A 22,418-nucleotide genomic window follows, 5' to 3' on the forward strand; every position below is an offset into this window, starting at 1 on the left:
TCGTGCCTATATTGCACTGACGGAGTACGAACCATGATGATCAACGAGACGCCCGACGCGGCAAGCGTGTCCGGCGTGCAGGCGGGCCACAGGCAGCGCGTGGACGGTCGCACGCGCGACCTGGTGAACCAGGCGATAGCGTCGATCCCGACGCTCGGCCTGGCGCGCGCGGCGGAATTCCTGGCCACGATGAACGTGCCGGCCGAGGTGGCGGTGCGGGCGCTGGTCTATCCGAAGCTGCGGCGCGCCAGCTAGTCACCGGCGTCGCCGCGGAAAATCAGCGGCGTTCTTCCTGCTGGTCGATGTCGGCCAGCGATTCGCGACCGCGCTCGCTCAGCGCATGACCACCCGCCTCGAGCGGCAGGATATGCGATTTGCGGCCCAGGAAACGCAGCACGTCGTCGTCGACCGCCGCCATCGGATCGGCCGCGAGCGCACGCAGGCCCACCACACAGCGGCGCAGGAACAGCACTTCTTCGCCCTTTTCGGTGAGCGTCAGCCGCTTGTCGCGGCCAAAGGACATCAGCTTGATGCCGCACAGGCGCTTGGTGTTGCGCCCGACGCAGGCCGTCGCCAGATCCTGCTTGCCACCACGGCGCACCAGTTCCAGCGCGTCGTATTCGTCCGTCGTCAGCTTTTCGTTTTTCATTACCGCATTCAGTTAAGCAAAGGGCGCATGGTACGCGCCCCGGCCCATCGCGGCAACCTTCAGCGCAGCGAACGCAGCGCGTACCAGCCGATCCCGGCGCCGGCAATCACCCCGAGCACCAGCGCCAGCCGGCCGTGGGCGGAACCCAACAGCGGTCGGCGGCCCAGGTAAATCTTGTTGTACAAGGTCGAACCCATCATCTCCTCCTGTTTTTTTATTGTTACAAGCTCATTATAGAAACCGCATTGTTGCCGCTATGTGACAGCGAGCACACGCGCGTCGCGCACGACGAAAAAGCAACACCATGGGCGGCTTCCTGCCGCGCGCCGGGCCTGCGGGTGGCCTGTTAGGATCGTACGACATTGACAACTTTAGCGGAGCACAGCATGAACGACCCAACGCCCAGTATCGATCCCAAGAACAAGGGACGCGCGATGTACGACGAGGCGGACATCGGTAGCGGCGAACGCTCTCCGGGGCAGCATGAAACCGATGAAATGATTCGCGGAATTCCTCCATTGCCATCCAACCGGCAGGCCGACGAAGGCGCGCCGAACAGTGGCAAGGAGGACAATGAAGGCGGCGGTACGCCGGAGGGCAACCGCCAGGGGACGCCCGGCGTCTGATCCGGGGCGCCCAGGTTTCTAGTTCGCCCGGATCGGCGGTTCGGGCAGGCGTGGCTCCTCGACCGGAGCATTGACTGGGTCGGGGACGTCGTCCGGCACCGGTGGTGGCGCCGTCGGCGCCGGCGGTTCGCCCGGATACTCCGGATCGGGCGTGGAATGGAAGTGCTGGCCGACGCGCTCGTGCCGGCGCTCTTGCCTGGAATCGTACGACTGTAGTTCGCTCATATGGGCCTCTCAGGTTGGACGCGCGCCGCGGCGATGCCGGCGGGCGCGCGATGACATGGAAGGCAACGCCGTTGCCTGTGGTGCATTCGTGCGCAGACTAGCACGGATCAAGCAGCCCGGTTTTTCGATTGATCCATCACCAATGCAATGTTCTTCAGCAAGAACAACTCGGCTATAGTGGCGTTTTATCCAATTAGGCAATATCTCCCATGCGCTTGGCCAGCCTGCTTCCTGCCCTCCTGCTCGGCGCGCTCCTGAACGCCCACGCCGCCGCTCCGATGAAACTCGACGACTACCTGGCCCTGACCGGCCCTGCCCCCAGCGCCAAGCTCGCCTATGGCCCCGCTCCCTCGCAATACGCCGAACTGTTCGTGCCGCAGGGAGCGGGACCGTTCCCGGTGGCGGTGCTGGTGCATGGCGGCTGCTGGACCAGCAAGTTCGGCGGCATCGCCCAGTTCCGCAATATGGCCGGCGCCCTGGCCGCGCGCGGCATCGCCGTCTGGAATGTCGAATACCGGCGCGTGGACGAGGAAGGCGGCGGCTATCCCGGCATGTACCTCGACATGCATGCGGCGCTCGACCTGCTCGCCGCCAATGCATCGGCGCACAAGCTCGACCTGGAACGCATCGTCGCGGTCGGCCACTCGGCCGGCGGTCAGCTGGTGCAGTGGATCGCGGGCCGTGCGCGCATCCCGGCCGGCAGTCCCCTCTACCACCCCGATGGCCTGAAGGTCGACCGCATCGTCAGCCTGGGCGGCCTGGCCGACCTGCGCCACGAGGCGGCGCTGATCAAGTCCAGCTGCGACCGCGATATCGCGCAACTGGCCGGCACGCCGAGTTCCGAACGGCCGGACGTGCTGGTCGATACCAATGCCGCCGACCTGATGCCCAACGGTAGCCGCACCTGGCTCGTCACGGGCGCGCTCGACACCATTTCTCCACCGCGCGTGGCCCACGACTACGCGGCGCGCGCAAAAGCGGCCGGAGACAAGGCCGAGGTCGTGATCCTGCCGGACGCCAGCCACTACGACGAAGTCGCCGCGACCTCGCCCGCCTGGCCGCAGGTGCTGCGGGTGATCGAACAGGCGCTTGCCATCCAACAGTAATCCAGGGAGTCTCCATCTTGAAACCGATCATGCCGGCACTGCTGGCGATGAGCTTGCTCGTTACGTCCGGGGCCGCCCTGGCGCAATCCTGGTCGCGCGTGGCCGACGCCTCGCTGGCGCGCCAGGAAATCTATCCGACCGTGTTGAACGACAAGATCTACGTGGCCGGCGGCATCCTGAGTGTGGCGCCGGGCTTTACCGATCTCTTCGAAGCCTATGACGCGGGAGCGGATCGCTGGACCAGGCTGGCGTCGCTGCCCGAAGCCCGTCACCACATCGCCCTGGCCGCGGCCGGCGGCAAGATCTACGGCATCGGCGGCTTCTCCGGCGCGATTCCCGACTGGCGCGCCCACGCCTCGGTGTTCGTCTACGATCCGAAATCCGACCGTTGGTCGACCGGTCCTTCGCTGCCGCAAGCACGGGCCGAAGGCGTGGTCGCAACCGTCGGCGGCAAGATCTATTTCATCGGCGGCCGCATCCCGACCAGCCCTGAAGCAAAGCACATCAGCCAACACGCCGACACCAACCGGGCCGAGGCCCTGGACGCGGGCACCGGGCGCTGGTCGCCCATCGCCGATGCACCCAGCGCGCGCAATAGCGCGGCCGGCGCCGTGATCGACAACAAGATCTACGTCGTGGGTGGACGCCAGATGGTCGCGCAGGCCGACGGCAGGTCGCGGCCGGTCAATGTGGCGACCCTTGAAGTGTACGACCCGGCCAGCGACCGCTGGGAGACCCGGGCGCCGATGCCGCTGGCCCAGGGCGGCCTGGCCGCCGCCGCCCATGACGGAAAACTATACGTCTTCGGCGGCGAGCAGTTCGTCCCGCAAGCCAGGGTGTTCGCCGAATCCTGGGTCTACGACCCGGCACTGGACCGCTGGTCGGCCCTGCCGGCCATGCCGACGCCGCGCCATGGGCACGGCGCGGCGGTGGTCGGCAAGCGCATCTTCCTGATGGGCGGCGGAGAAAAGGTCGGGGTCGCGGCCAGCGCCGCACACGAAGCGCTCGCACTGCCGTGATCCGCGTTCGTCAGTAGAGCACCACCGAGCGGATCGATTCGCCGCTCTTCATCAGGTCGAAACCTTCGTTGATGCGCTCGAGCGGCAGGCGGTGGGTGATCAGGTCGTCAATGTTCAACTTGCCCTCCATGTACCAGTCGACGATCTTCGGCACGTCGGTGCGACCACGGGCGCCGCCGAAGGCCGAACCCTTCCACTCGCGACCGGTCACCAGCTGGAACGGACGGGTCGCGATTTCCTGGCCGGCGGCGGCCACGCCGATGATGAAGGACTGGCCCCAGCCTTTATGCGTGCACTCGAGCGCCTGGCGCATCAGCGTGGTGTTGCCGACGCACTCGAAGCTGTAGTCGGCGCCGCCGTCGGTCAGTTGCACGATGTGGTCCACGACGTTGGCGACCTCGTTCGGATTGATGAAATCGGTCATGCCGAACTTGCGGGCCATGGCTTCGCGGGCCGGATTGATGTCGACGCCGATGATCTTGTCGGCGCCTACCATCTTCGCGGCCTGGATCACGTTCAGGCCGATGCCGCCCAGCCCGAACACGACCACATTGGCCCCGGCTTCCACCTTGGCCGAGAACAGCACCGCGCCAACGCCGGTGGTGACGCCGCAGCCGATGTAGCAGACCTTGTCGAACGGCGCATCGCTGCGGATCTTGGCCAGCGCGATCTCGGGCACCACGATGTAGTTCGAGAAGGTGGACGTTCCCATGTAGTGGAACAGCGGCTTGCCGTCCAGCGAGAACCGCGAGGTCGCGTCAGGCATCAGGCCACGCCCCTGGGTCGAGCGGATCGCCTGGCACAGATTGGTCTTGCGCGACAGGCAGAATTTGCACTGGCGGCACTCCGGCGTGTACAGCGGGATGACGTGGTCGTCCTTCTTCAACGTGGTCACGCCCGGGCCGACGTCGACCACGACGCCGGCGCCCTCATGGCCCAGGATGGCCGGGAACAGGCCTTCCGGATCGGCGCCCGACAGCGTGTAGTAATCGGTGTGGCAGATGCCGGTGGCCTTCAGCTCGACCAGCACCTCGCCCTCACGCGGGCCTTGCAGGTCCACTTCTTCGATCGTCAGCGGCTGGCCCGCCTGCCATGCGACGGCTGCTTTGGTTTTCATGGTGATCCTCGCTTGCATTGTTTGAATAGCCCGCAGTATGCGCGCCGTGGCCGGCGTTTTACACGCCGGGACGCGAGAATGGCAGGATTTTGCCGCATGAAGACTGGATTTTGCCGTCCGCGGCAGCGACAATGGCGCATGACCGCCACGCCCCCATCTGCCATCGACGCCAGCACAGAGCGCACCCGGACCGTCGACATCGTGGTCTACCCCGGCTTCAAGGCGATGGAGGCGGTCGGGCCGATGTCGGTGTTCGAGTACGCCAACCTGCATCTCGCCCGGCGTGGCCGCCCGCCCGGCTACGACGTGCGCATTGCATCGAGCCGTCTCGGAACCGTAGCATCGGATACCCTGATGTCGCTCGAAGCGACCAAGGTCTTGAACACACTGGCCCTGCCCGACAGCGCGATCGTGGTCGGCGCCCGCCATATCGAGACGGCGCTGGCGGACGGCGCCGCGATCGTCGACTGGGTGGCGGCGGCCTGCCCCCGCATCGAACGCCTGGCCTCGCTCTGTTCGGGCGCCTTCTTTCTCGCCGCCGCCGGCGTGCTCGACGGCAAGCGCGCCACCACCCACTGGAGCGTGGCCGAGCGCCTGCAGGCGGCCCATCCCGCCATCGCGGTCGAGGCCGACGCGATCTTCATCCGCGACGGCAAGCTGTGGACCTCGGCCGGCGTCACCGCCGGCATGGACCTGGCGCTGGCCCTGGTCGAGGAAGATTTCGGCCGCGACCTGGCGCTCGAGGTGGCCACCGAGATGGTGGTCTACCTGAAGCGCCCCGGCGGCCAGTCGCAGTTCAGTTCCTACCTCAAGAGCGAACGCACGGCGCGCCCGAACATCCGCGAATTGCAAAGCTGGATCCTGGACAATCTGCACGAACGGTTTACGACGGCGCAACTGGCGACCAGGGCGATGATGAGCGAACGCCACTTCGCCCGCGTGTTCCAGCAGGAGGTGGGGCTTAGCGCCCAGGAATTCATCGAGGCCAGCCGTTTCGAGCGGGCTACCCACCTGCTGGCCGACCTTGCGCTGCCATTGAAGACGGTGGCCGCGCGCGCCTGCTTCAGCGACGAGGCGCATATGCGGCGGGTGTTCATGAAGAAGCTCGGCATCACGCCGAAGTTGTACCGCGAACGCTTTGCCACGACCGGGCTCGACAGCGCTGCATGAGCGCTAACTGAGCGCAAACTGAGCCCGTCAGTCGAACGAAACCCGCCGCGCCAGCGGCAAATCCACTACTAAATCGCTGCGCGCCAGCGCGACACAGGGCAAAATAAACCCTTCCCGCTTCTCGTCGAACGACAGGCCGGGCCACTCGACCGTGTAGGCCACCGTGCCGGCCTGCAGGCGGCAGATGCAGATGCGGCACGTGCCGTTGCGGCAGGAGCTGGGCGCATCGAACCCGGCCGCCTCCAAAGCCAGCAGCAGGGTCGTGTCTTCCTGCACAGAAAAACTGGCGCCGAGGGGCGCGAGGGTGACGGTATGGCGAATGGTCGGCATGGTCCGTCGATTGTAGCGCCGGGTGGAACAAAGCGGACGAGTTTGAAGAGTTCGTTCACGCACAGACCCGGTTGATTCATGTCATTACGCTAAGGTTTCCAGAAGCATATTGCAGGAGACCATATGAAAAAAGCCACCGCACTGACCCTGATCGCCGCCCTTGGAGGCGTTTTCCCTTCCGCCTTCGCGCAACAGCCAGTCGGCCAGCCAGCTCCTGTCCAGCAGCAACAAACTGCAGCGGGAACACCCATGCAGGCCGCGCCTGGCGCAGTCCAGGATCCCGCCATCGCCGAACAGGCCGAATTCGAACGCCTGCTGCGGGCCCAGGTGCTGCTCGAACGCCAGTACCTGTCGCCGGGCGAAATCGACGGCGCCTACGGCTCGAATATGCGGCAAGCCCTGAACACCTTCCAGGCCCAGCGCAATCTCCCCGTCACCGGCAAGCTCGACGAAGCCACCTGGAACGCACTGAACACCGATCCCAGCCCGACCCTCGCCGAATACACGATCGAGGCGGAAGACGTGGCCGGTCCCTTCCAGCCGATCCCGGACACCATGATGGGCAAGGCCAAGCTGCCCGCGCTCGGCTACGCCACGGCGCTCGAAGGCCTGGGCGAAAAATTCCATGCCAGCCCGGCCCTGCTACAACGCCTGAACCCCGGCAAATCCCTGTCGCAGGCCGGCGAAAAGATCGTGGTGCCGCACGTGAGCGGCAAGCAACCGCTGGCGCCGGCAGCCAGGGTCGTGGTGCGCGATTCGACCAAGACCCTGCAGTTGTTTGACGCGGGCGGCCAGTTGCTGGCCCAGTATCCGGTCTCGACCGGCAGCAAGCGCGATCCACTGCCGATCGGCAACTGGAAGATCAATGGCGTGCACGCCAACCCGGTCTACAACTACAACCCGAAACTGTTCTGGGACGCCAAGCCGGGCGACAGCAAGACGCAAATCAAGCCAGGCCCGAACAATCCGGTCGGCGTGATGTGGATCGATCTCTCGAAACCGCACTACGGCATCCACGGCACCCCGGTGCCCGGCCACGTGGGCAAGACCGAGTCGCATGGCTGCATCCGCCTGACCAACTGGAGCGCCGCCGAAGTGGGCGCGGTGGTCGGCGAAGGCACCGAAGTCGAACTCGTCAAATAATCTTTGAATCAACTCCCGGCGCGAGGCGCCGGACGGAGAACGCGATGAAATGGCTGATGACCTTGATCGTTGGTGCGCTGCTGGGCGCCGGGGTGTTGTTCGTGCTGCTGAGCGACGATTCCAGCTCGCCGGCGCCGGAGCTGGTCGCCGCGGCGCCACCGGCCTCGAACGCGGGCGGCGTGCCCGCGGCGCAGATCGAGGGCCAGCTGCCGCCCGCGCCGGTGGTCGAACCGAACCTGCTCGAGGCCGACCTGCCGCTGCGGCCTGAAGTCGCGGAAGGCGCCGCGCCCATGGCGCCTGCCACCGTGCCCGGCAAGCTGCTGGTGCCGGTCCAGGGCATCAAGTCAGACCAGCTGACCGACACTTTTTACCAGCCACGCGGCGAGCAACGCCAGCACGAGGCGCTCGACATCATGGCGCCGACCGGCACGCCGGTGCTCGCCGCGGCCGACGGCAAGGTGGTCAAGCTGTTCCAGAGCAAACCGGGCGGCCTGACCGTCTACCAATTCGATCCGGGCGAGCAGTACGCCTATTACTACGCCCACCTCGACCGCTATGCCGACAATCTCAAGGAAGGCATGGACGTCAAGCGCGGCGACATCGTCGGCTACGTCGGCGCGACCGGCAATGCCGACCCGGCCGCGCCGCACCTGCATTTCGCCGTCGTTGCGCTGACGGCCGAGAAGCAGTGGTGGAAAGGCACTCCGCTCAATCCGTTTCCGCTAATGTCCGACCAGTAGCCTGCGTACCCGACGGCGCCGGAACCGGCTCGTCGACATCGAGCCCCACATTGATCGCGGCATAGGCGCGCTGCACTGCGATCACTTCGCGTCCGCCGGCGCCATACAGGTCGCTGGCCGCCTCGATCATCTTGGTGCGTGCGTCGGCATAATTGGTGCTGGACGTGAACTTGGTCGTGTTGGCGCGGAACCAGATGCGGAAGGCCTTGTCAATGCCGATGCCCGTCATCGCCAGCGGCTGCTTCACCAGATAGCGGCTCCAGGCATCGTTGCCATTCTCCGCGCTCGATCCCTTCGCCAGGAAATAGAACATGCGGTTGTTCGGGCCGCTGCTGTAATGGACGTCCAGCCGGCGCAGGCCCGTGCTCCAGGCGTCGTGACTATTGCCGTCCTTGCTCGGCTTGATCATCCAGCGCAGCGGGGTTCCGGTGCGGCTGATTTCGCTGCCCAGCATCCAGTCGTTGCCGGTCTCGGGAATCACGTCGCCGGTGCCGCCGCCGCGCGCATAGGCTTCGACCACCTCGCCCGCGATGTCCGAGCTCGATTCATTCAGGCCACCCGGCTCGCCCGAGTACACCAGGTTCGAGGTAGCGGCCGTGATGCCGTGGCCCATCTCGTGGCCGACCACGTCGATCGAGCCGAGGTTGGTGAAGAACGTGCCGTCGCCGATGAACATGCAGCGGCAGGTGTCGCTGTAATAGGCGTTGTCGTAGCCGCGGTTGACGTGCACCGCGATGTGGGTGGCCGTGTCCTGGCCGTCCAGCGCCAGCCAGCCCAGCACGTTCTTGTGCATGTCATAGGTGTTCTTCAGGCCCCACATGGCGTTGACGGCGGCGGTCTGGCCGTTCGGTCCCGTCGTGCTGCCACCCTCGACGAACTGCTTGCCATCGCCCCAAGTGTTGACCGTGTTGGAATACACCCGGCCGCTCGCCGTGCCGTGGTTGGCGTTGGTGATCGCCATCGCGCCGAAGGATCCGCCCTTGCCGCGCTCGGGGTCGAGCATCTGGTAGACGTTGTTGGCGAAGGTGGTGCTCAGGGGTACGTCGCCGTTGTACTGGCTCTTGCCGATGCCTTCCACCGTCTGCAGCATATTCCAGCGGTCGATGATCTCGCCGTCGCGCGCATTGACGACGACGTCGTAGTACAGCGGCTGTTCTCCCGCTTTTTTATCCTCCTGCATACGCAACCGGACCAGCCAGGCCAGCTCGTAGCGGTCCACCGTCTCGACCAGGTCGACCGCGTTCAGCTCGGACTCGAGCTTGCCCTCGGCGCCGGGCGCGCGTTCGTCGCGCATCATCGGGTAGATCAGCAGTTCGGCGGTCGGCGCCACCACGTTGACGACGCCGTCCGGCATGTCGCGCAGCGCGGCGGCGATCGCGGCCTTGCGGTTGATGGTGGGTTTCACATTGAAACCGGCGGTGGCGCGCTGCATGCGGTTGGCCGGGCCGCGGCCCAGGTGCAGGCGGCGCGCAGAGGCGCTTTCGGACACGATCTGGCGCCGCGCGTCGAGCACCACCACGGATTCGGAGCCGAAGCTGCGCAAGCCCTTGTACAGGTGGGCGACGCGCACCACGTGGGTGCCCTGCACGCCTGGGTGCTGGGCCATCACCTTGTAGCCGTGGTCGGCGTCGAGGCCGACCGCCGGGCGGCGCGCCGCCAGCTGGTTGACGACCTGGGCCTGGGCCTTGCCGTCCAGCTTGAGCGGCGGCCCCATCATCGGCGCAGCCAGCGCATCGGGCACGAGCACGGGCGCGAACAGGACGGCAGCCGCCAGCAGGGCTGCCTTGAGAAGCGGTTGCGGGATCATCTCGTCTCCATCCGGTATGCCGGGCCGGGGGGCGCCGGTCATCGACCATGATGGACGAGCTTGTAAAGGGGGGGTTGCTCAAGAACAATGACCGTGTTGCCACAAATCGGCAACACGGTCATCATTGGGATACAACGGGCAAATCAGCGCTAGCGGCGGTCGCGCCGTTTCATCAGGTAGCAGGCGACGCCGACCACAGCCGCGCCAATCGCCACTTTCTTGGCCAGCCCGGCCGGATTGTGCTTGAACTCGGACTTGATGCCCATCTCGGCCAGGATATTCGGTACCTTGCCCTTGGCCAGGTCGTCGCCAATGCCCTCGACCACGTTGACGCGGTCGGCCAGCAGCAACAGCAGCCAGTGGCGCACGTCGTTCTCGGTGCTCTTGAAGGCCAGGCGCCGGATCGCGCCGGACAGGCCCGACGGCGGCTGCACCGTCCCGAACAGCGGCGTGCGGCCCGGGCGTTCGGTCGAGACCAGCACTTCGACGCGCTGTTCCTGCGGCACTGGATCGCCGTCAGGGACGTTGATGAAGCGCGGCGGCGTGCGTTCCATCGGCACGCCGGGACGGTTTTTGCGGTCGAGGTCGGCGCCCCAGCCCTGGATGTGCTGCAGCTGATCGCGGGTCGGGCGGCGCGGCGCGATGGCGCCGTGCACGTGGCCCACATGGCCTTCGCCGTCATGCTCGCCCGGCGCGTGATGGCCGTCGTGCTGGTCGTTGGCGGTGACGATATCGTTGCGTGTTTCCATATTCTCTCCTGTGCTCGATCGTGTGTTCACTGCTGGACGCTGGCCTTGACCGCCCTCACCTCGTTGGCGCGCGGCGGGATCAGGATCGGCTTGATGCACTCATCCAGCTTGCTCGAGAAGATGTGATACGCATCCGACACTTCTTCCAGCGGGATGCGGTGGGTGATGATCTGCTTCGGATCGATCCGGCCTGCACGGATGTGCTCGATCAGGCGCGGCAGGTGGCGTCGCACGCTGGCCTGGTTCATGCGCAGCGTTAAACCCTTGTTCAGCGCATTGCCGATCGGAACCGCGTTGAAGGTCGGGCCATACACGCCCACGATCGAGACGTTGCCGCCCTTGCGCACCGAGTTGATGCACCAGTGCAGCACGGTCGCCGCACCGGCCTGCATCATGGTGTAGACGCCGGTGATGGTCTGCATGGTATTGCCGGCCGCCTCGCAGCCGACCGCGTCGATACAGACGTCGGCGCCCATCCAGTCGGTCATCTTCTTGATGTGCAGCGCCATGTCCTTCACGTCCTTGAAGTTCACGACCTCGCACTGGGCGTAGCGCTTGACGAATTCGAGGCGGTACTCGACGTGGTCGACCACGATCACCCGCCCCGCCCCCATCAGCCAGGCCGACTTGGCGGCGAAGATGCCGACCGGGCCGGCGCCGAACACGACCACGGTATCGCCTTCCTGGATGTCGCCCATCTCGGCCGCCTGGTAGCCGGTGGGCAGCGCATCGGTCAGCAGGACCGCGTCATCGTCGTGGATGTCGTCGGGGATGACCATCGGGCCGACGTCGGCCATCGGCACCCGCACGTACTCGGCCTGGCCGCCATCGTAGCCACCCGCCGTATGCGAATAGCCGTAGATGGCGCCGACCGCCGTCGCTTGCGCGTTGGTGTTGTGGCAATTGCCATATAACTCGTGCTGGCAAAAGAAGCAGGAGCCGCAAAACACATTGAAGGGCACCAGGACCTTGTCGCCGACTTTCAGCTTCTGCACGCCCGACCCGACTTCTTCGACCACGCCGATGAACTCGTGCCCGAAGGTGTGGCCGACCCGGGTGTCGGGCACCAGGCCGTGGTACAGGTGCAGGTCGGAACCGCAAATGCAGGCCCGGGTAACGCGCACGATGGCGTCGCCGGGGTGCTCAATGACAGGGTCGGGCTTGTGATCGGCGCGGACCCGGTATGGCCCGCGGTAATTCATTGCCAGCATGGAGGCTCCTTCACAACTCGGTTGGTGACGGCTCGCGTGAGAACGAGCTGATGTGACACAAACTTATGTCAAAACGTCACGAATTGCGATAGGCGCACGGAAACGAACGCGCCTTTCTGGCGATTTTATCGAATAAAATCAGGCAATTATGTACTGTTGGCAATTAAATGATGCGATTTATAGCTTTTTGGCATCAAATGTATTGCAGGCCTCGACCTGTCCGCTGTCGAGCCCGCGCTGGAACCAGCGTACCCGCTGGGCCGAGCTGCCGTGGGTAAACGAATCCGGCACGACCACGCCGCGCGCCTGCTTTTGCAAGGCATCGTCGCCGATGGCGCTGGCCGCGTTGAGGGCCGTCTCGATGTCGCCCTGCTCCAGGATTTTCGCACGCTGGTTGGTCCGGTTGGCCCACACGCCTGCGAAGCAGTCAGCCTGCAGTTCCAGGCGCACCGAGAGGGCATTGCCCTGGGTCTCGCTGGCGCGCTGTTGGGCTGCGTGCACTTTGTTGGAGATGCCCAGCAGGTTCTGCACGTGGTGGCCGACCTCGTGCGCGATCACATAAGCCTGGGCGAATTCGCCCTCGACGTTGAAGCGCTGCTGCATCGTGCGGAAAAAGCCCAGGTCGATATAGACCTTGGCGTCAGCCGGACAATAGAACGGACCGGTCGCGCTCTCGCCGGTACCGCAGGCGGTGGCGATGCGGCCTTCGAACAGCACCAGCCGGGCCGGCGTGTACTGCGCGCCCTGCTCGCTGAACAGCTGGGCCCAGGCATCCTCGGTGTACGCCAGCGTGGTGCGCACGAAGCGCGTCTCGCGATCGTCGGCGCGCTCGGCGCGCGGCTGCTCGACCTGTGCCTGCTGCTGTGGCGGCGCACCGCCCGACAGCAGGCCAAGGATGGTGGCGGGCGAGACGCCAAGGAAGTACGAAGCGACCAGGGCGACGACGATGGTGCCGATGCCGATCGAGCGGCCGCCGAAGCCGAAGCCTCCACCGCCGCCGCCGCCGTCGCCACGCCGGTCCTCTACATTGTCGCTTTCACGGTCGCCTTCCCAACGCATCGATGCTCCTCTTGTTCAGTTGCCGCCGCGGCGCAAGTTGCAGGTGTCGGCGCGCTCGCGCGCGTCCTTGCCGCGCAGGTCGTCCAGCGCGCCCAATCCGGCGCGCAGCTCGTCATGCAGCGCGCGCTCGCGGCGCTCGCGTGCGATCTCGCGCGCCATGCGGCTGCGCGGCACGTCGTCCAGTTCCAGACTCGTCATGATTTCTCTCCCACACTCGATTTTTCCAGCCGATTTTTCGGTCGCTTTTCCGGTCGTTTTTCCGGTCGTTTTCCGGTATCTCCCGGTTGATCACATAATGCACCAAATCCAGCCCGCACACGCATACATCCTGCGTGCGTGCGCGCACGGAGCGGACGCGGCGCCCGTGCCACGCTGGCGCCATGAACTCATCCAATGCCAATGCCCTCCTCTCCCTCGGCACGGCACTGCGCCAGGCCGGCTACCGCTTCATGACGGTTACGCCCTCGACCCACCGCCGCATCAATAACCGTCCCGGCAACGAGCGCGCGCACGACCTGCGTGGCGTGTTCGGCTGGAGCCGGCCGTTCGACCGTGATCTGCTGCCCGCGAGCGTGCTCGCGCTGATGGTCGATGCCGGCGTGCTGGACGAAAAAGACGATGGATTGCGTTCGCTGGTGCGGGTCTCGACCCTGGACGACATGCTGCTGTTCCACTCGGCCTGGCCGACGCGCGACGACGACAGCGTGTTCTTCGGCCCCGACACCTACCGTTTCGTCACCGCCATGCGGCGCGGCTTCGCCTTCGTCGGCGCCGGGCCGGTGCGCGCGGTGGACATCGGCTGCGGCGGGGGCGCCGGCGCGCTCACGATCGCGCGCGCATTCCCGCACGCCGACGTGATCGGCGCCGACATCAACCCGAAGGCGCTCGAGCTGGCGATGGTCAACGGCCGCCTGAACTGGGCGGCCAACTTCTCGCTCGCCCAAAGCGACCTGTTCGACGGCCTGCAGGGCGACTTCGACCTGGTGGTGTCGAACCCGCCCTTCGTGGTCGATCCGGATGCGCTGCGCTACCGCCATGGGGGCGGCGAACGCGGCGCCGAAATATCGCGCCGCATCGTCGAGCAGAGCCTGGGACGCCTGCGCCGCGGCGGCAGCCTGATGCTCTACACCGGCGTGGCCCTGTCCGGCCCGGGCGACCACTTCCTGGAAAGCCTGCGCCCGACCCTGGCGGCGCAATGCGACACCTGGACCTATCAAGAGCTCGATCCCGACATCTTCGGCGGCCAGCTGGGCGAACCGGGCTACGAAGACGTGGAGCGGATCGCGGCGGTGTGGCTGCACGCGGTCAAGCGCTGAGGCCGGAGTGACGGCTGGCTTGTGACCAGTTCGTATCCGATTTATACACGGTAAATAAGCGACGTCGGATGGCGCGCGAATGCTGGTGCTCCCCAGGATAGGGCATTACAATCTGGCAACTACTATAAATAGGGCGCGGGCATCGCGCGCCTGCCATTCATGCAAGTCGCTCCTCCCCCCGAACAAACCTTACTGCGTTTTCTCCTGTCGGTATTCCTGGTCCTGGTGGTGGTGTTCAGCACCACCAAAGTCAAGCTATATGGCGACTTCCTCGAATACGGCCTGACCACGGTTGCCGTCGCCGAACACGGCACGCCCTATATCGTGGCCAGCGATGTCGAGCGCATGATCGAACTCACGCCGAAGGACGAGGGCGAGCTCCGCACCGCACTCAGCAGGACCCGCGACAGGATCAGGGCCGGCGAGCAAGTCCCGATCCCCGGCCTGCTGCTGTCCGAGCGCGGCCACTACATGTCGATCCACTTCGTCGGCTATTCGATGCTGACGGCGATCCCCTTCGTCATCCTCGACAGCATCGGCGTCAATCCGTGGAAGGCCTACCAGGTAATGAACTACCTGCCGGTGCTGGCGCTGGCCGCGGCCTGCTACCTGCTGCTCGGCTCGGCCCTGCGCGCCTGGGTCGGCATCGCTCTGTTCGTGCTGAGCGGCGCGCTGCCCTACCTCAACTGGACCAGCCCGGAAGTGTTCACCATGGGCTCGCTCCTGGCGGGCCTGATCCTGTTCACCATCGGACGCCCGATCGCGGGCGCGATCCTGGTCGGCCTGGCCGCGACGCAAAATCCGCCGCTGGTGTTCTTCGGCCTGTTCGCACCCTTCATCCGCATGGGCTGGCTGATCGTCTCGGAAGACCTGACGTGGCACGCCGCGCTGCACCGTGTCGTCAACTGGCGCAATACCATCGCCTGCACGCTGCAGACAGGGCTGGCGGTGGTGCCGATGCTGTTCAGCCTGTGGGAGTTCCACGAACCGAGCCTGATCGCCAAGTTCTCGACCGACCCGGCGCTGGTCACTCCAGGCCGCCTGGGCTCGTTCTTCTTCGACCCGAACCAGGGCGCCATCATCGCCTTCCCGGCCGTCGCCGTGCTGCTGGCGTGGCTGCTGTGGCAGCGGCGCGCGCAGCGCCCGCTGTGGCACCTGGCCGCGACCTTCGGCCTGATGCTGGCGCTGGCGATTCCGGCGCTGTCCACCGTCAACTGGAATTCCGGCGCCTCGGGTCCGATGCGCTACGTGGTGTGGGGCGCCTCGCCGCTGCTGTACCTGGCGCTGGCCTGGCTGGCCCTGCAGCGGCGCTGGCCGCTGGCCCTGATCGCGGCGGTGCTGGTGCTGCAGTTCGGCGCCATGTGGCACGCCAAACGCTACGGCTACACCGACTTCAGCCCGCTGGGCCAGTGGGTGCTCGAGACGGCGCCGTCGTGGTACAACCCGGATCCCGAGATCTTCTACGAACGCACCAACCACCAGGACGGCTCGTTCAACGTGAATGGCGTGATTGCTTATCCGAACGCCGAACAGCCGCTCAAGACCCTGTACAACGTGCGCAATCCAGGAGCGCATGAGACCCTGTGCGGGCCGGGACGCAAGCTGGACGAGCGCGACGTGGTGGTGATGGGCCAGGGCTGGCGCTATATCAACGGTTCGCCGGTGTGCGCAGCGGCGGAATGGCCGCACGCACTCAAGCGCTGAGCGCCGCCACCTCGGCGCGGCCCGGCGCGCGCACTTCCCTCACCTCCCGCGCCTCCTCCTGCCAGCCATCGTCGGCGCCGTACAGCGTCAAGGGCCGCCGCACCGGCGCGGTAAAGCAGTAGCCCTGGCCGGCGACATTGACCAGCCAGGGACAGTCGCCGCCGCCGCCGAGCACCTTGCGCAGATTGACGACCTGCGCGCGCAGGTTGACGTCTTCCACCACCGTGTTCGGCCACACGGCCTGCATCAGCGCACGCTTGCCCAGCACCTCGCCGGCGTGGGTGGCCAGCAGCACCAGCAGGTCGAAGGCCCGGCCGCCGATGGCGACCGCCTGCCCGCCGCGCCGCAGGCGCCGCGCCGCCGGCACCAGCTCGAAGTCCAGGAATGCCAGCGTTTCGTATCCCGCCCTGCCTTTCATGTTCATGTTCATGCTCCGCTCCTTCGCACTCTCCCCGGCGACGCCGGCATGGCGCCCTGGACCGCCCGGCTACTTGTATTGATTTGTAACCGGGAGGCGTCATAATGGGAGGATAGCGGTCACATCCATCCTGCAGCAGGCCCGATCGGGGGTGAACGTCGCGCGAATCACCATCCACAACCATCTTTCAGGGATTTCATGGCAAGGACTACCGCCATCTTCACGCCGGGCATGCCGCGATGAGCGGCGCGGGATCGCGGGCGTGCTCGAGGACGAACCGGACATTGCGATCGTGGCCGAGGCCGACGACGGCTTCAAGGCCCAGGAACGCTATTTCGACCTGCTGCCGGACGTGACCCTGATGGACCTGGCGATGCCGCGCTGCGGCGGCATCGAGGCGATCCGCGCGATTCGCGCCAGGGACCCGCAAGCCTGCATTATCGCCGTCACCACCTATGCCGGCGACGGCCAGGTGCAGCGCGCGCTCGAAGCCGGCGCCTCGGGCTATGTGCTCAAAAGTTCGCTGGGGACGGGCGTGGCCGAACTGGTGCGCGCGGCCCACGCCGGACGCCGGGTGCTGGCGCCGGACCTGGCCCAGCGCCTCACCCAGGCCAGGCCGGAACAACTGACCGCGCGCGAACGCGACGTGCTGGCCCTGGTCGCCCAGGGCCTCGGCAACCGCGAAGTGGCGCGCGAACTCGGCATCGCCGAAGAGACGGTCAAGGGTTACCTGAGCAATGTGCTGCAAAAGCTGCAGGCCAGCGACCGCACGCACGCGGTGGTGATCGCGCTGCGGCGCGGGATGCTGGACTGAGGCGCGGGTCTGCCCGGGCCGCCGGCGCCACATTAACGGCGTGCCGCGCTGCCAGTCACGGTTCCTGGGCGTGCAGGACCAGGATGCGGCGCTGGGGCAGCAGCCGTCTCGGGCGGCGGCATGCCGGTCGCGGCGCACCAGCGCTCGAGGTCCCAGCCCTCGCCGAGCAGCAGCATACGGGTGCCGAGTTCGTCGCGGCGCCGGGCAAGCTGCTCTGGCGGCACGGCGCGTAGCCGGCGACCGTCCAGGTTCGCATGAACCAGACAGTAACGACGCGCCAGCGACATCCACAGGGCATGGGCGCCGGACGACTGGCGCGCGCCGCTGAGCAGGCAATTGCCGCCATCGAGCCACCAGCGATAGATGGCGGTCGCGATGCCGGCGCGGCGGTAGGCGAGCCCGAACTTGGCGTGCGGGGCGCGCACGTGGCGATCGGTGCGTCGGTCGACTTCGACCAGCCGGTTGAACACCGTATACCCCGCCATGCGGCCGCGCACGGCGTCGATGGCATACACGTAGTGCTCGCCGTCGGCTACCCGATGGCGGAATGCGAAGCCAGGATGCGCAATGCCCGGCGCCGCCATGCCATACAGGCAGTCGCCAGGTCGCGCCATGCGCCGATAGAGGCTGGCCAGTTCATGCTCGATGCCGTCGTCGCAATGGTCGACGTCGATCCGCAACGCGTGCGGCCTGCCGCACAGGACCAGGATGGCGGGAATGGGCGTCGCCATCATGGCCGCTCCCAGTGCCCGCTGAAAAGCCGCACCGGGCGCTGCGCCGAGCGTACCTGGGCGCAGGCCGCCCAGTTGTCCTCGCGCACCGCCAGCCCGGCGTACACGCCAAAGCCCTGGCCGGCCTCGATGTGCTGCGCCTGCAGGCTTTCGCCGGCCCGGATCGCGCCTGCAGCGCGGATATCGCCGCCGGCCCGAATGCCCCATTGCGCCTCGAGGTGGTCGCGGCAGGCGATGTTGCTGCCGGCCTCGATACCGTGGCCGGCGCGGATCGCCGCCTCGCCCTCGATGCCTTCGCCCGCACGCAGGCCGTGGCCGCAGCGCGCGGCGGCGCCGAACGCGATGCCATGCGCGGCGCTGCAGTTGCCGCCGATGTCGGCGGCGCCGCCGCAGGCGATGTCCCAGCCGGCGCGTACGTTGCCGGCCGCGCGCAGGTCCACGGCGACCTCGATATTCCACTGGGCGCCAACGTCGCCACCGCACGCCAGGGTGCCGCCGCAGCGGATCATGCCACCGGCGCGGATGTCGCCCCCGCTCGTGAGCCCCTGTCCGGTGCGGATGCCGCCGCCGGCGCGAATGCCGCCGCCGGCCACCAGCACGGTGTCGACCTCGACGCCACCCCGCACCAGCAGCGAGCCTGCGAACACGAGCGCCCCGGCCTCGACAGCGTCGACCTCGAGCACCGTATCGGTCGGGCCGAACTGCTCCAGCAGCCAGCAGGCGTCGCCGGTGCGTCCGGCCAGCACCAGCGCATCGAGCAGCGGCTGGTAATCGGCGCCCTCCTGGTGGTGTTTGAGGAACCAGCGAAAACCGTCCGCGCAGGGTCGCTTGGTCTTGATGAATTGCTTGTTCAGGTCCATGTCAAGAAATCGAACGGGAAAATCGGGCTTGTGCATCGGGGCTGGCAACGCGGCCAGCGACCAGGCGGCGGCAGTATAATGACGGGCATTCGCGCGCACATCAGGACCGCCCGTAAGGGTTTCTCTCATGGACCTGCCGCGCAAAACGGTGCAGGATGCGCTCTTTTCACGCTCTTGCCATCCTGACGACGGCGCGCGCGCCGGGAAAGCACACCATGATCGACTTGCGTGCCGTGCGGGCTGTCTGGCTCGGCGGCGCTTTCGCTATCGCCTACATCGTCCTCGACATGCTCAGCGGCCCCGAAGCGCGCCATCAGACGATCGCGCCGGTATGGCACCCGGCCGCTGGCCTGGCGCTCTACCTGGTGCTGGCCGCAGGGTTCAAAGGCGTGCCGCTGCTGGTGGCGACGGTCCTGGTCGCCGCTGCCATCACCCCGGCCCTGCCTGCCCAGCCCCTGCTGTCGCTCGTGGTCGGCTTGCTTCCGGTGCCGATGTACCTGGCCGTGGGCGCCGTCATGCGGCGCTACCTGGCCGGCAACGCCTTCTTCGCCAGCCACCGCGGCCTGCTGACCTGGGCCGGACTGGTCACGCTCGGCAGCCTGCTCAGCGCGGCCACCTATGCGCTGATGCTGTTGGGCGCCGATGCTTTCGCCAGCCGTGCCTGGCTCGATCTGGTGACGCGCTATACGATCGCCGAGACGGCGGGCATGCTGGTGATCGTGCCGGCCCTGCACTACCTGCTCGACGCCGGGCTGCGCGCCGACGTGCTGCACCGAATCGTCAGCTGGGAAACGCTGGCCTATGTCGCGCTGATCGCACTGGTGCTGGCCGTCGGGCTGCAGCGGCCCGCGCCCGAGTCCCTGGTCTATTACCTGCTGTTTCTGCCCCTGGCCTGGTCGGCCGCGCGCCACGGCATGGCCGGTGCGGTCACCGCCGCCATCGTGCTCGAGGCGGGAGTGACCATCGCCGCCCTGCGCCCGATCGCCTACCCGGCGCAAATGCCGAACGTGCAGATGCTGGTGCTGACGCTGACGCTGTCCGGCTTCCTGATCGGGATCGCGGTGGACGTCGCGCGTCGCGCCAGCCACGACCTGCGCCACTCGCTGCGCCTGGCTGCCGCTGGCGAGATGGCGGGGGCCGTCGCGCACGAGCTGAACCAGCCGCTGACGGCGCTGTCGATGTATGGCAGCGCCTGCGAGCGGCTGATGGCGCGCGGCGGCAACGAGGCCCTGCTGCAGACCACGATCAGGTCGATGGTCGCCGAATCGCAGCGCGCGTCGGACGTGCTCAAGCGCCTGCGCGACTTCTTTCGCACCGGGACGACGGCGCTCGAACCGCTGGCGCTGGCGGAACTCATCCGCGCCGCGGTGGCGCCGTTCGTGGGCCAGGCCAGCGCCCAGGGCATCGCGCTCGACGTCTCGCCGCCGCCGCGCGCCGTGCTGCTCGGCGATCGCATCCAGCTCGAGATCGTGCTGCGCAACCTGCTGTCGAATGCGCTCCAGGCGCTGGCCGAGATGCCGGCCGGGGCCGAGCGCCGCATCGCGGTGCGCTCCGGTATGGACGGCGCCACGGTATGGATCCGGATCGCCGACAACGGTCCCGGGATCGCCGACAAGATCCGCGCGCGCCTGTTCGAACCGTTCATCTCGCTCAAGTCGAGCGGCCTGGGACTGGGCCTGGCCATCAGCCGCGCGATCGTGGAGACACATGGCGGCACACTGAGCGTGGAACCCGGGCCCCACGCGATACTCAAGATAACCCTGCCCTTACATGACGGCGCCGATGAAGGTCCAGACCATGCACAATGAACAAACCGTCTACATCGTCGACGACGATGCGGCCGTGCGCGACGCGCTCGGCCTTCTCCTGAGCCTGCACGGCTACCGGACCGCCTTCTTTGCCGACGCCACGACCTTCCTTGGCGCCTGGAACGAAGAGTTGCGCGGCTGCGTGCTGCTGGACATCCGCATGCCGGGCATGGACGGACTGACCCTGCAAAAGAAGCTGGTGGAACTGGGCAGCAGGCTGCCGGTCCTGATCATCACCGGGCATGGCGACGTCGGCTCGGCGCGCGAAGCATTCCGCTCGCAGGCGGTGGATTTCCTGGAAAAGCCTCTGCAAGAAGCGCAGTTGATGCAGGCGGTGGAAGAAGCGCTGTCGCGCCAGCGCGACGCGCCCCGTGGAAACGCCGCGCGCGACTATGCGAGCCGCCACGCCAGTCTGACGCCGCGCGAGCGCGAGGTGATGGAGTTGGTGGTCGACGGCCGCCACAACCGCGAAATCGCTCAGCTGCTGGCGATCAGCGTGCGGACCGTCGAGGTGCACAAGGCGCGCGTGATGGACAAGCTGAACGTGGCGACGGTCGCCGACCTGGTGCGCCAGCATTTGCAGAACCAGCCGCACTGAAGGCGCATCGGCGCGAGCCTCGCTTTTAGCTCACTTGCTTGATCGTGATGAGTTGCGTTACGCCGTCCGGACGCGGCCACTCGATGCGCGCCCCCACCGGCAAGCCCAGCAAGGCACTACCGACCGGGGCGAAGACCGAAATCCGGTCGGGCTGACCGTCCACCTCGTCCGGGTAGACAAGCGTCAGCGTCAGGTCGGGGCCGGTCCCGATCGCGAACGTGACGGTCGAGCCCATCATGACGACGTCGGCCGGCATCGCGCGGCAATCGCGTACATCGGCCCGGTCCAGCTCATCGGCCAGCCCTTGCAGGCGGTCGGCATCGGCGATCGGCAAGGCGCGTAGCCGGGCCATGAGGCGTTCGAAGTCGGTGTTCGATACGAAAATACGAGGCAGTTTGTTGGTCATCGTGTTCCTGGTCTGGTCTGGTCTTGGATGGGATGGGGGCCGGACGGCGCCGGCAGCGGCGCCGGGCGTCCCATGCCGAACTGGAGGGCGACCAGGATGGCCAGTGCCGACGTCATGGCGCCGAGCGCGCAGCGGCGCCAGCGTGCGCCGCGTGCCAGCGCCTGCCGTCCGAGCAGGCGTTTTCGGCGTCCCGCGAGCCTGGCCCTGGCTTCGCGCGCCGGATCCGGGGCGTGCGCGCCCGGGCGATATGAAACGGTTAGATCGTGCATTGCTGCTCCCGCTGCAGACATACTGGAAAGCCGGCCACGCCTTGCGGGCGTGGAACCGGAGCGCATCCGGGCGCTCGGCGGGAGCCAGGCCCGGCGGAACCAACCGCCAGACCTGCAACCGCCGAGCTCAGCAAAGCCGGGCGCGGCCTCCATGCAGGAAAGGCCGAAAGACCGTATCTATCGGAGAGAGCGACATCGCACCTGTCATTCGATGGAAGAAAAAGATGGGGCCATGGCGCCGACAAGCTCGTGCGGCGCCGCCCGGAACGGGCGTGGAGACACCCGTAGCCCTATTGTCGCAAACAAGGAAGCGCGCCGCATCAGGGAAGCGCTTAGGGGTTTCCCTGATGCGGCGAGGCTATGCGCGACTCGTCTTATGGAATGAAAAAAGCCACCTTGCGGTGTAATGCCGTTCAGTTAAGGTCCCGCTTCAGGACACGAACGGTGTAGCGCTGAGGCAAGGCCTTTACGGCCCGGTCGATTTTTCGACCGGGCCGTTCTTCATTCAAGAGCATTACCAAGCGCTGGCGCAAACGCTGCATC

General features: G+C 66.8%; 27 protein-coding genes. 12 read left to right on the plus strand and 15 right to left on the minus strand.

Annotation, left to right across the window (positions count from 1 at the left end):
• The first annotated feature begins 33 nt into the window (after positions 1-33).
• Positions 34-255: a hypothetical protein gene (locus FVD38_RS21875; RefSeq protein ID WP_123069664.1), complete on the plus strand. Its 222-nt coding sequence runs from the start codon at positions 34-36 to the stop codon at positions 253-255.
• Between the two features lie 22 nt (positions 256-277).
• On the opposite strand, the gene FVD38_RS21880 is transcribed toward FVD38_RS21875, so the two are convergent.
• Positions 278-649 (minus strand): hypothetical protein, encoded by a 372-nt coding sequence (locus tag FVD38_RS21880; protein ID WP_147936736.1) that lies wholly within the window; start codon positions 647-649, stop codon positions 278-280.
• A 59-nt stretch (positions 650-708) separates the two neighbouring features.
• Positions 709-849, minus strand: a complete 141-nt coding sequence (locus FVD38_RS26570; RefSeq protein ID WP_183407431.1) for a hypothetical protein — start codon at positions 847-849, stop codon at positions 709-711.
• A gap of 186 nt (positions 850-1,035) precedes the next feature.
• Between FVD38_RS26570 and FVD38_RS21885 the strand changes: the two genes are divergently transcribed.
• A complete protein-coding gene (locus FVD38_RS21885) occupies positions 1,036-1,275 on the plus strand; it encodes a hypothetical protein (protein WP_147936737.1) in 240 nt (79 codons plus the stop codon).
• Between the two features lie 18 nt (positions 1,276-1,293).
• On the opposite strand, the gene FVD38_RS21890 is transcribed toward FVD38_RS21885, so the two are convergent.
• Positions 1,294-1,500: a hypothetical protein gene (locus FVD38_RS21890; protein ID WP_147936738.1), complete on the minus strand. Its 207-nt coding sequence runs from the start codon at positions 1,498-1,500 to the stop codon at positions 1,294-1,296.
• Positions 1,501-1,709: 209 nt separating this feature from the next.
• On the opposite strand from FVD38_RS21890, the gene FVD38_RS21895 reads away from it, so the two are divergent.
• Together FVD38_RS21895 and FVD38_RS21900 are read left to right on the plus strand one after the other, a co-directional pair.
• Positions 1,710-2,606, plus strand: coding sequence for an alpha/beta hydrolase (locus FVD38_RS21895; RefSeq protein WP_147936739.1), 897 nt, complete (start codon positions 1,710-1,712; stop codon positions 2,604-2,606).
• A gap of 17 nt (positions 2,607-2,623) precedes the next feature.
• Complete coding sequence (locus tag FVD38_RS21900; RefSeq protein ID WP_147936740.1) at positions 2,624-3,625, plus strand: Kelch repeat-containing protein; 1,002 nt, start codon at positions 2,624-2,626, stop codon at positions 3,623-3,625.
• Between the two features lie 10 nt (positions 3,626-3,635).
• Here the strand turns inward: FVD38_RS21900 and FVD38_RS21905 are convergent, their stop codons facing one another.
• The gene (locus FVD38_RS21905) at positions 3,636-4,742 is read right to left on the minus strand and encodes an S-(hydroxymethyl)glutathione dehydrogenase/class III alcohol dehydrogenase (RefSeq protein WP_123069670.1); all 1,107 of its coding nucleotides are present in this window, start codon (positions 4,740-4,742) and stop codon (positions 3,636-3,638) included.
• Between the two features lie 138 nt (positions 4,743-4,880).
• Here FVD38_RS21905 and FVD38_RS21910 point away from each other — a divergent pair, with 138 nt between their 5' ends.
• The gene (locus FVD38_RS21910) at positions 4,881-5,912 is read left to right on the plus strand and encodes a GlxA family transcriptional regulator (RefSeq protein ID WP_147936741.1); all 1,032 of its coding nucleotides are present in this window, start codon (positions 4,881-4,883) and stop codon (positions 5,910-5,912) included.
• A gap of 27 nt (positions 5,913-5,939) precedes the next feature.
• Here the strand turns inward: FVD38_RS21910 and FVD38_RS21915 are convergent, their stop codons facing one another.
• Positions 5,940-6,242 carry a 2Fe-2S iron-sulfur cluster-binding protein gene (locus FVD38_RS21915; RefSeq protein ID WP_147936742.1) on the minus strand — a complete coding sequence of 101 codons (303 nt, stop codon included), beginning with the start codon at positions 6,240-6,242 and terminating at the stop codon, positions 5,940-5,942.
• 123 nt (positions 6,243-6,365) lie between these two features.
• Between FVD38_RS21915 and FVD38_RS21920 the strand changes: the two genes are divergently transcribed.
• Both FVD38_RS21920 and FVD38_RS21925 read left to right on the plus strand, forming a co-directional pair.
• Entirely contained in the window at positions 6,366-7,385 is a 1,020-nt protein-coding gene (locus FVD38_RS21920; protein WP_147936743.1) for a L,D-transpeptidase family protein, read from the plus strand.
• A 44-nt stretch (positions 7,386-7,429) separates the two neighbouring features.
• Positions 7,430-8,125: a M23 family metallopeptidase gene (locus FVD38_RS21925; protein ID WP_147936744.1), complete on the plus strand. Its 696-nt coding sequence runs from the start codon at positions 7,430-7,432 to the stop codon at positions 8,123-8,125.
• On the opposite strand, the gene FVD38_RS21930 is transcribed toward FVD38_RS21925, so the two are convergent.
• The 5 genes from FVD38_RS21930 to FVD38_RS21950 form a co-directional block, all read right to left on the minus strand.
• Positions 8,094-9,932, minus strand: coding sequence for a M4 family metallopeptidase (locus FVD38_RS21930; protein ID WP_147936745.1), 1,839 nt, complete (start codon positions 9,930-9,932; stop codon positions 8,094-8,096). The genes FVD38_RS21925 and FVD38_RS21930 overlap by 32 nt on opposite strands.
• A 149-nt stretch (positions 9,933-10,081) precedes the next feature.
• Positions 10,082-10,681: a hypothetical protein gene (locus FVD38_RS21935; RefSeq protein ID WP_147936746.1), complete on the minus strand. Its 600-nt coding sequence runs from the start codon at positions 10,679-10,681 to the stop codon at positions 10,082-10,084.
• A gap of 26 nt (positions 10,682-10,707) precedes the next feature.
• Positions 10,708-11,892 (minus strand): zinc-dependent alcohol dehydrogenase, encoded by a 1,185-nt coding sequence (locus tag FVD38_RS21940; RefSeq protein ID WP_147936747.1) that lies wholly within the window; start codon positions 11,890-11,892, stop codon positions 10,708-10,710.
• 177 nt (positions 11,893-12,069) lie between these two features.
• Positions 12,070-12,951, minus strand: a complete 882-nt coding sequence (gene ypfJ, locus FVD38_RS21945; RefSeq protein WP_147936748.1) for a KPN_02809 family neutral zinc metallopeptidase — start codon at positions 12,949-12,951, stop codon at positions 12,070-12,072.
• Positions 12,952-12,966: 15 nt separating this feature from the next.
• Complete coding sequence (locus FVD38_RS21950) at positions 12,967-13,149, minus strand: hypothetical protein (RefSeq protein WP_147936749.1); 183 nt, start codon at positions 13,147-13,149, stop codon at positions 12,967-12,969.
• Positions 13,150-13,331: 182 nt separating this feature from the next.
• Between FVD38_RS21950 and FVD38_RS21955 the strand changes: the two genes are divergently transcribed.
• Positions 13,332-14,267 carry a methyltransferase gene (locus FVD38_RS21955; RefSeq protein ID WP_147936750.1) on the plus strand — a complete coding sequence of 312 codons (936 nt, stop codon included), beginning with the start codon at positions 13,332-13,334 and terminating at the stop codon, positions 14,265-14,267.
• Between the two features lie 159 nt (positions 14,268-14,426).
• Positions 14,427-15,971, plus strand: coding sequence for a hypothetical protein (locus FVD38_RS21960; protein ID WP_147936751.1), 1,545 nt, complete (start codon positions 14,427-14,429; stop codon positions 15,969-15,971).
• Here the strand turns inward: FVD38_RS21960 and FVD38_RS21965 are convergent.
• Complete coding sequence (locus FVD38_RS21965) at positions 15,961-16,401, minus strand: winged helix-turn-helix domain-containing protein (protein ID WP_147936752.1); 441 nt, start codon at positions 16,399-16,401, stop codon at positions 15,961-15,963. The two genes, FVD38_RS21960 and FVD38_RS21965, sit on opposite strands and share 11 nt — an antisense overlap.
• Before the next feature lie 181 nt (positions 16,402-16,582).
• Here FVD38_RS21965 and FVD38_RS21970 point away from each other — a divergent pair, with 181 nt between their 5' ends.
• A complete protein-coding gene (locus tag FVD38_RS21970; RefSeq protein WP_147936758.1) occupies positions 16,583-17,203 on the plus strand; it encodes a LuxR C-terminal-related transcriptional regulator in 621 nt (206 codons plus the stop codon).
• 32 nt (positions 17,204-17,235) lie between these two features.
• Here the strand turns inward: FVD38_RS21970 and FVD38_RS21975 are convergent, their stop codons facing one another.
• Together FVD38_RS21975 and FVD38_RS21980 are read right to left on the minus strand one after the other, a co-directional pair.
• Positions 17,236-17,937: an N-acetyltransferase gene (locus tag FVD38_RS21975; protein WP_229493896.1), complete on the minus strand. Its 702-nt coding sequence runs from the start codon at positions 17,935-17,937 to the stop codon at positions 17,236-17,238.
• Positions 17,934-18,923: a FapA family protein gene (locus tag FVD38_RS21980; RefSeq protein ID WP_229493898.1), complete on the minus strand. Its 990-nt coding sequence runs from the start codon at positions 18,921-18,923 to the stop codon at positions 17,934-17,936. The genes FVD38_RS21975 and FVD38_RS21980 overlap by 4 nt, the downstream gene beginning before the upstream one ends.
• An 86-nt stretch (positions 18,924-19,009) precedes the next feature.
• Between FVD38_RS21980 and FVD38_RS21985 the strand changes: the two genes are divergently transcribed.
• Both FVD38_RS21985 and FVD38_RS21990 read left to right on the plus strand, forming a co-directional pair.
• Positions 19,010-20,602: an ATP-binding protein gene (locus FVD38_RS21985; RefSeq protein WP_187271673.1), complete on the plus strand. Its 1,593-nt coding sequence runs from the start codon at positions 19,010-19,012 to the stop codon at positions 20,600-20,602.
• Complete coding sequence (locus tag FVD38_RS21990) at positions 20,592-21,200, plus strand: response regulator transcription factor (RefSeq protein WP_147936754.1); 609 nt, start codon at positions 20,592-20,594, stop codon at positions 21,198-21,200. Before FVD38_RS21985 ends, FVD38_RS21990 begins: the two co-directional genes overlap by 11 nt.
• 25 nt (positions 21,201-21,225) lie before the next feature.
• Here FVD38_RS21990 and rnk read toward each other — a convergent pair whose 3' ends face one another.
• Positions 21,226-21,606 carry a nucleoside diphosphate kinase regulator gene (gene rnk, locus FVD38_RS21995; protein WP_147936755.1) on the minus strand — a complete coding sequence of 127 codons (381 nt, stop codon included), beginning with the start codon at positions 21,604-21,606 and terminating at the stop codon, positions 21,226-21,228.
• Complete coding sequence (locus FVD38_RS22000; RefSeq protein ID WP_147936756.1) at positions 21,603-21,875, minus strand: hypothetical protein; 273 nt, start codon at positions 21,873-21,875, stop codon at positions 21,603-21,605. The genes rnk and FVD38_RS22000 overlap by 4 nt, the downstream gene beginning before the upstream one ends.
• Positions 21,876-22,418 lie beyond the last annotated feature (543 nt).

The sequence above is a fragment of the Massilia arenae genome (assembly GCF_008014745.1).
GTDB classification, from domain to species: domain Bacteria; phylum Pseudomonadota; class Gammaproteobacteria; order Burkholderiales; family Burkholderiaceae_D; genus Telluria; species Telluria arenae.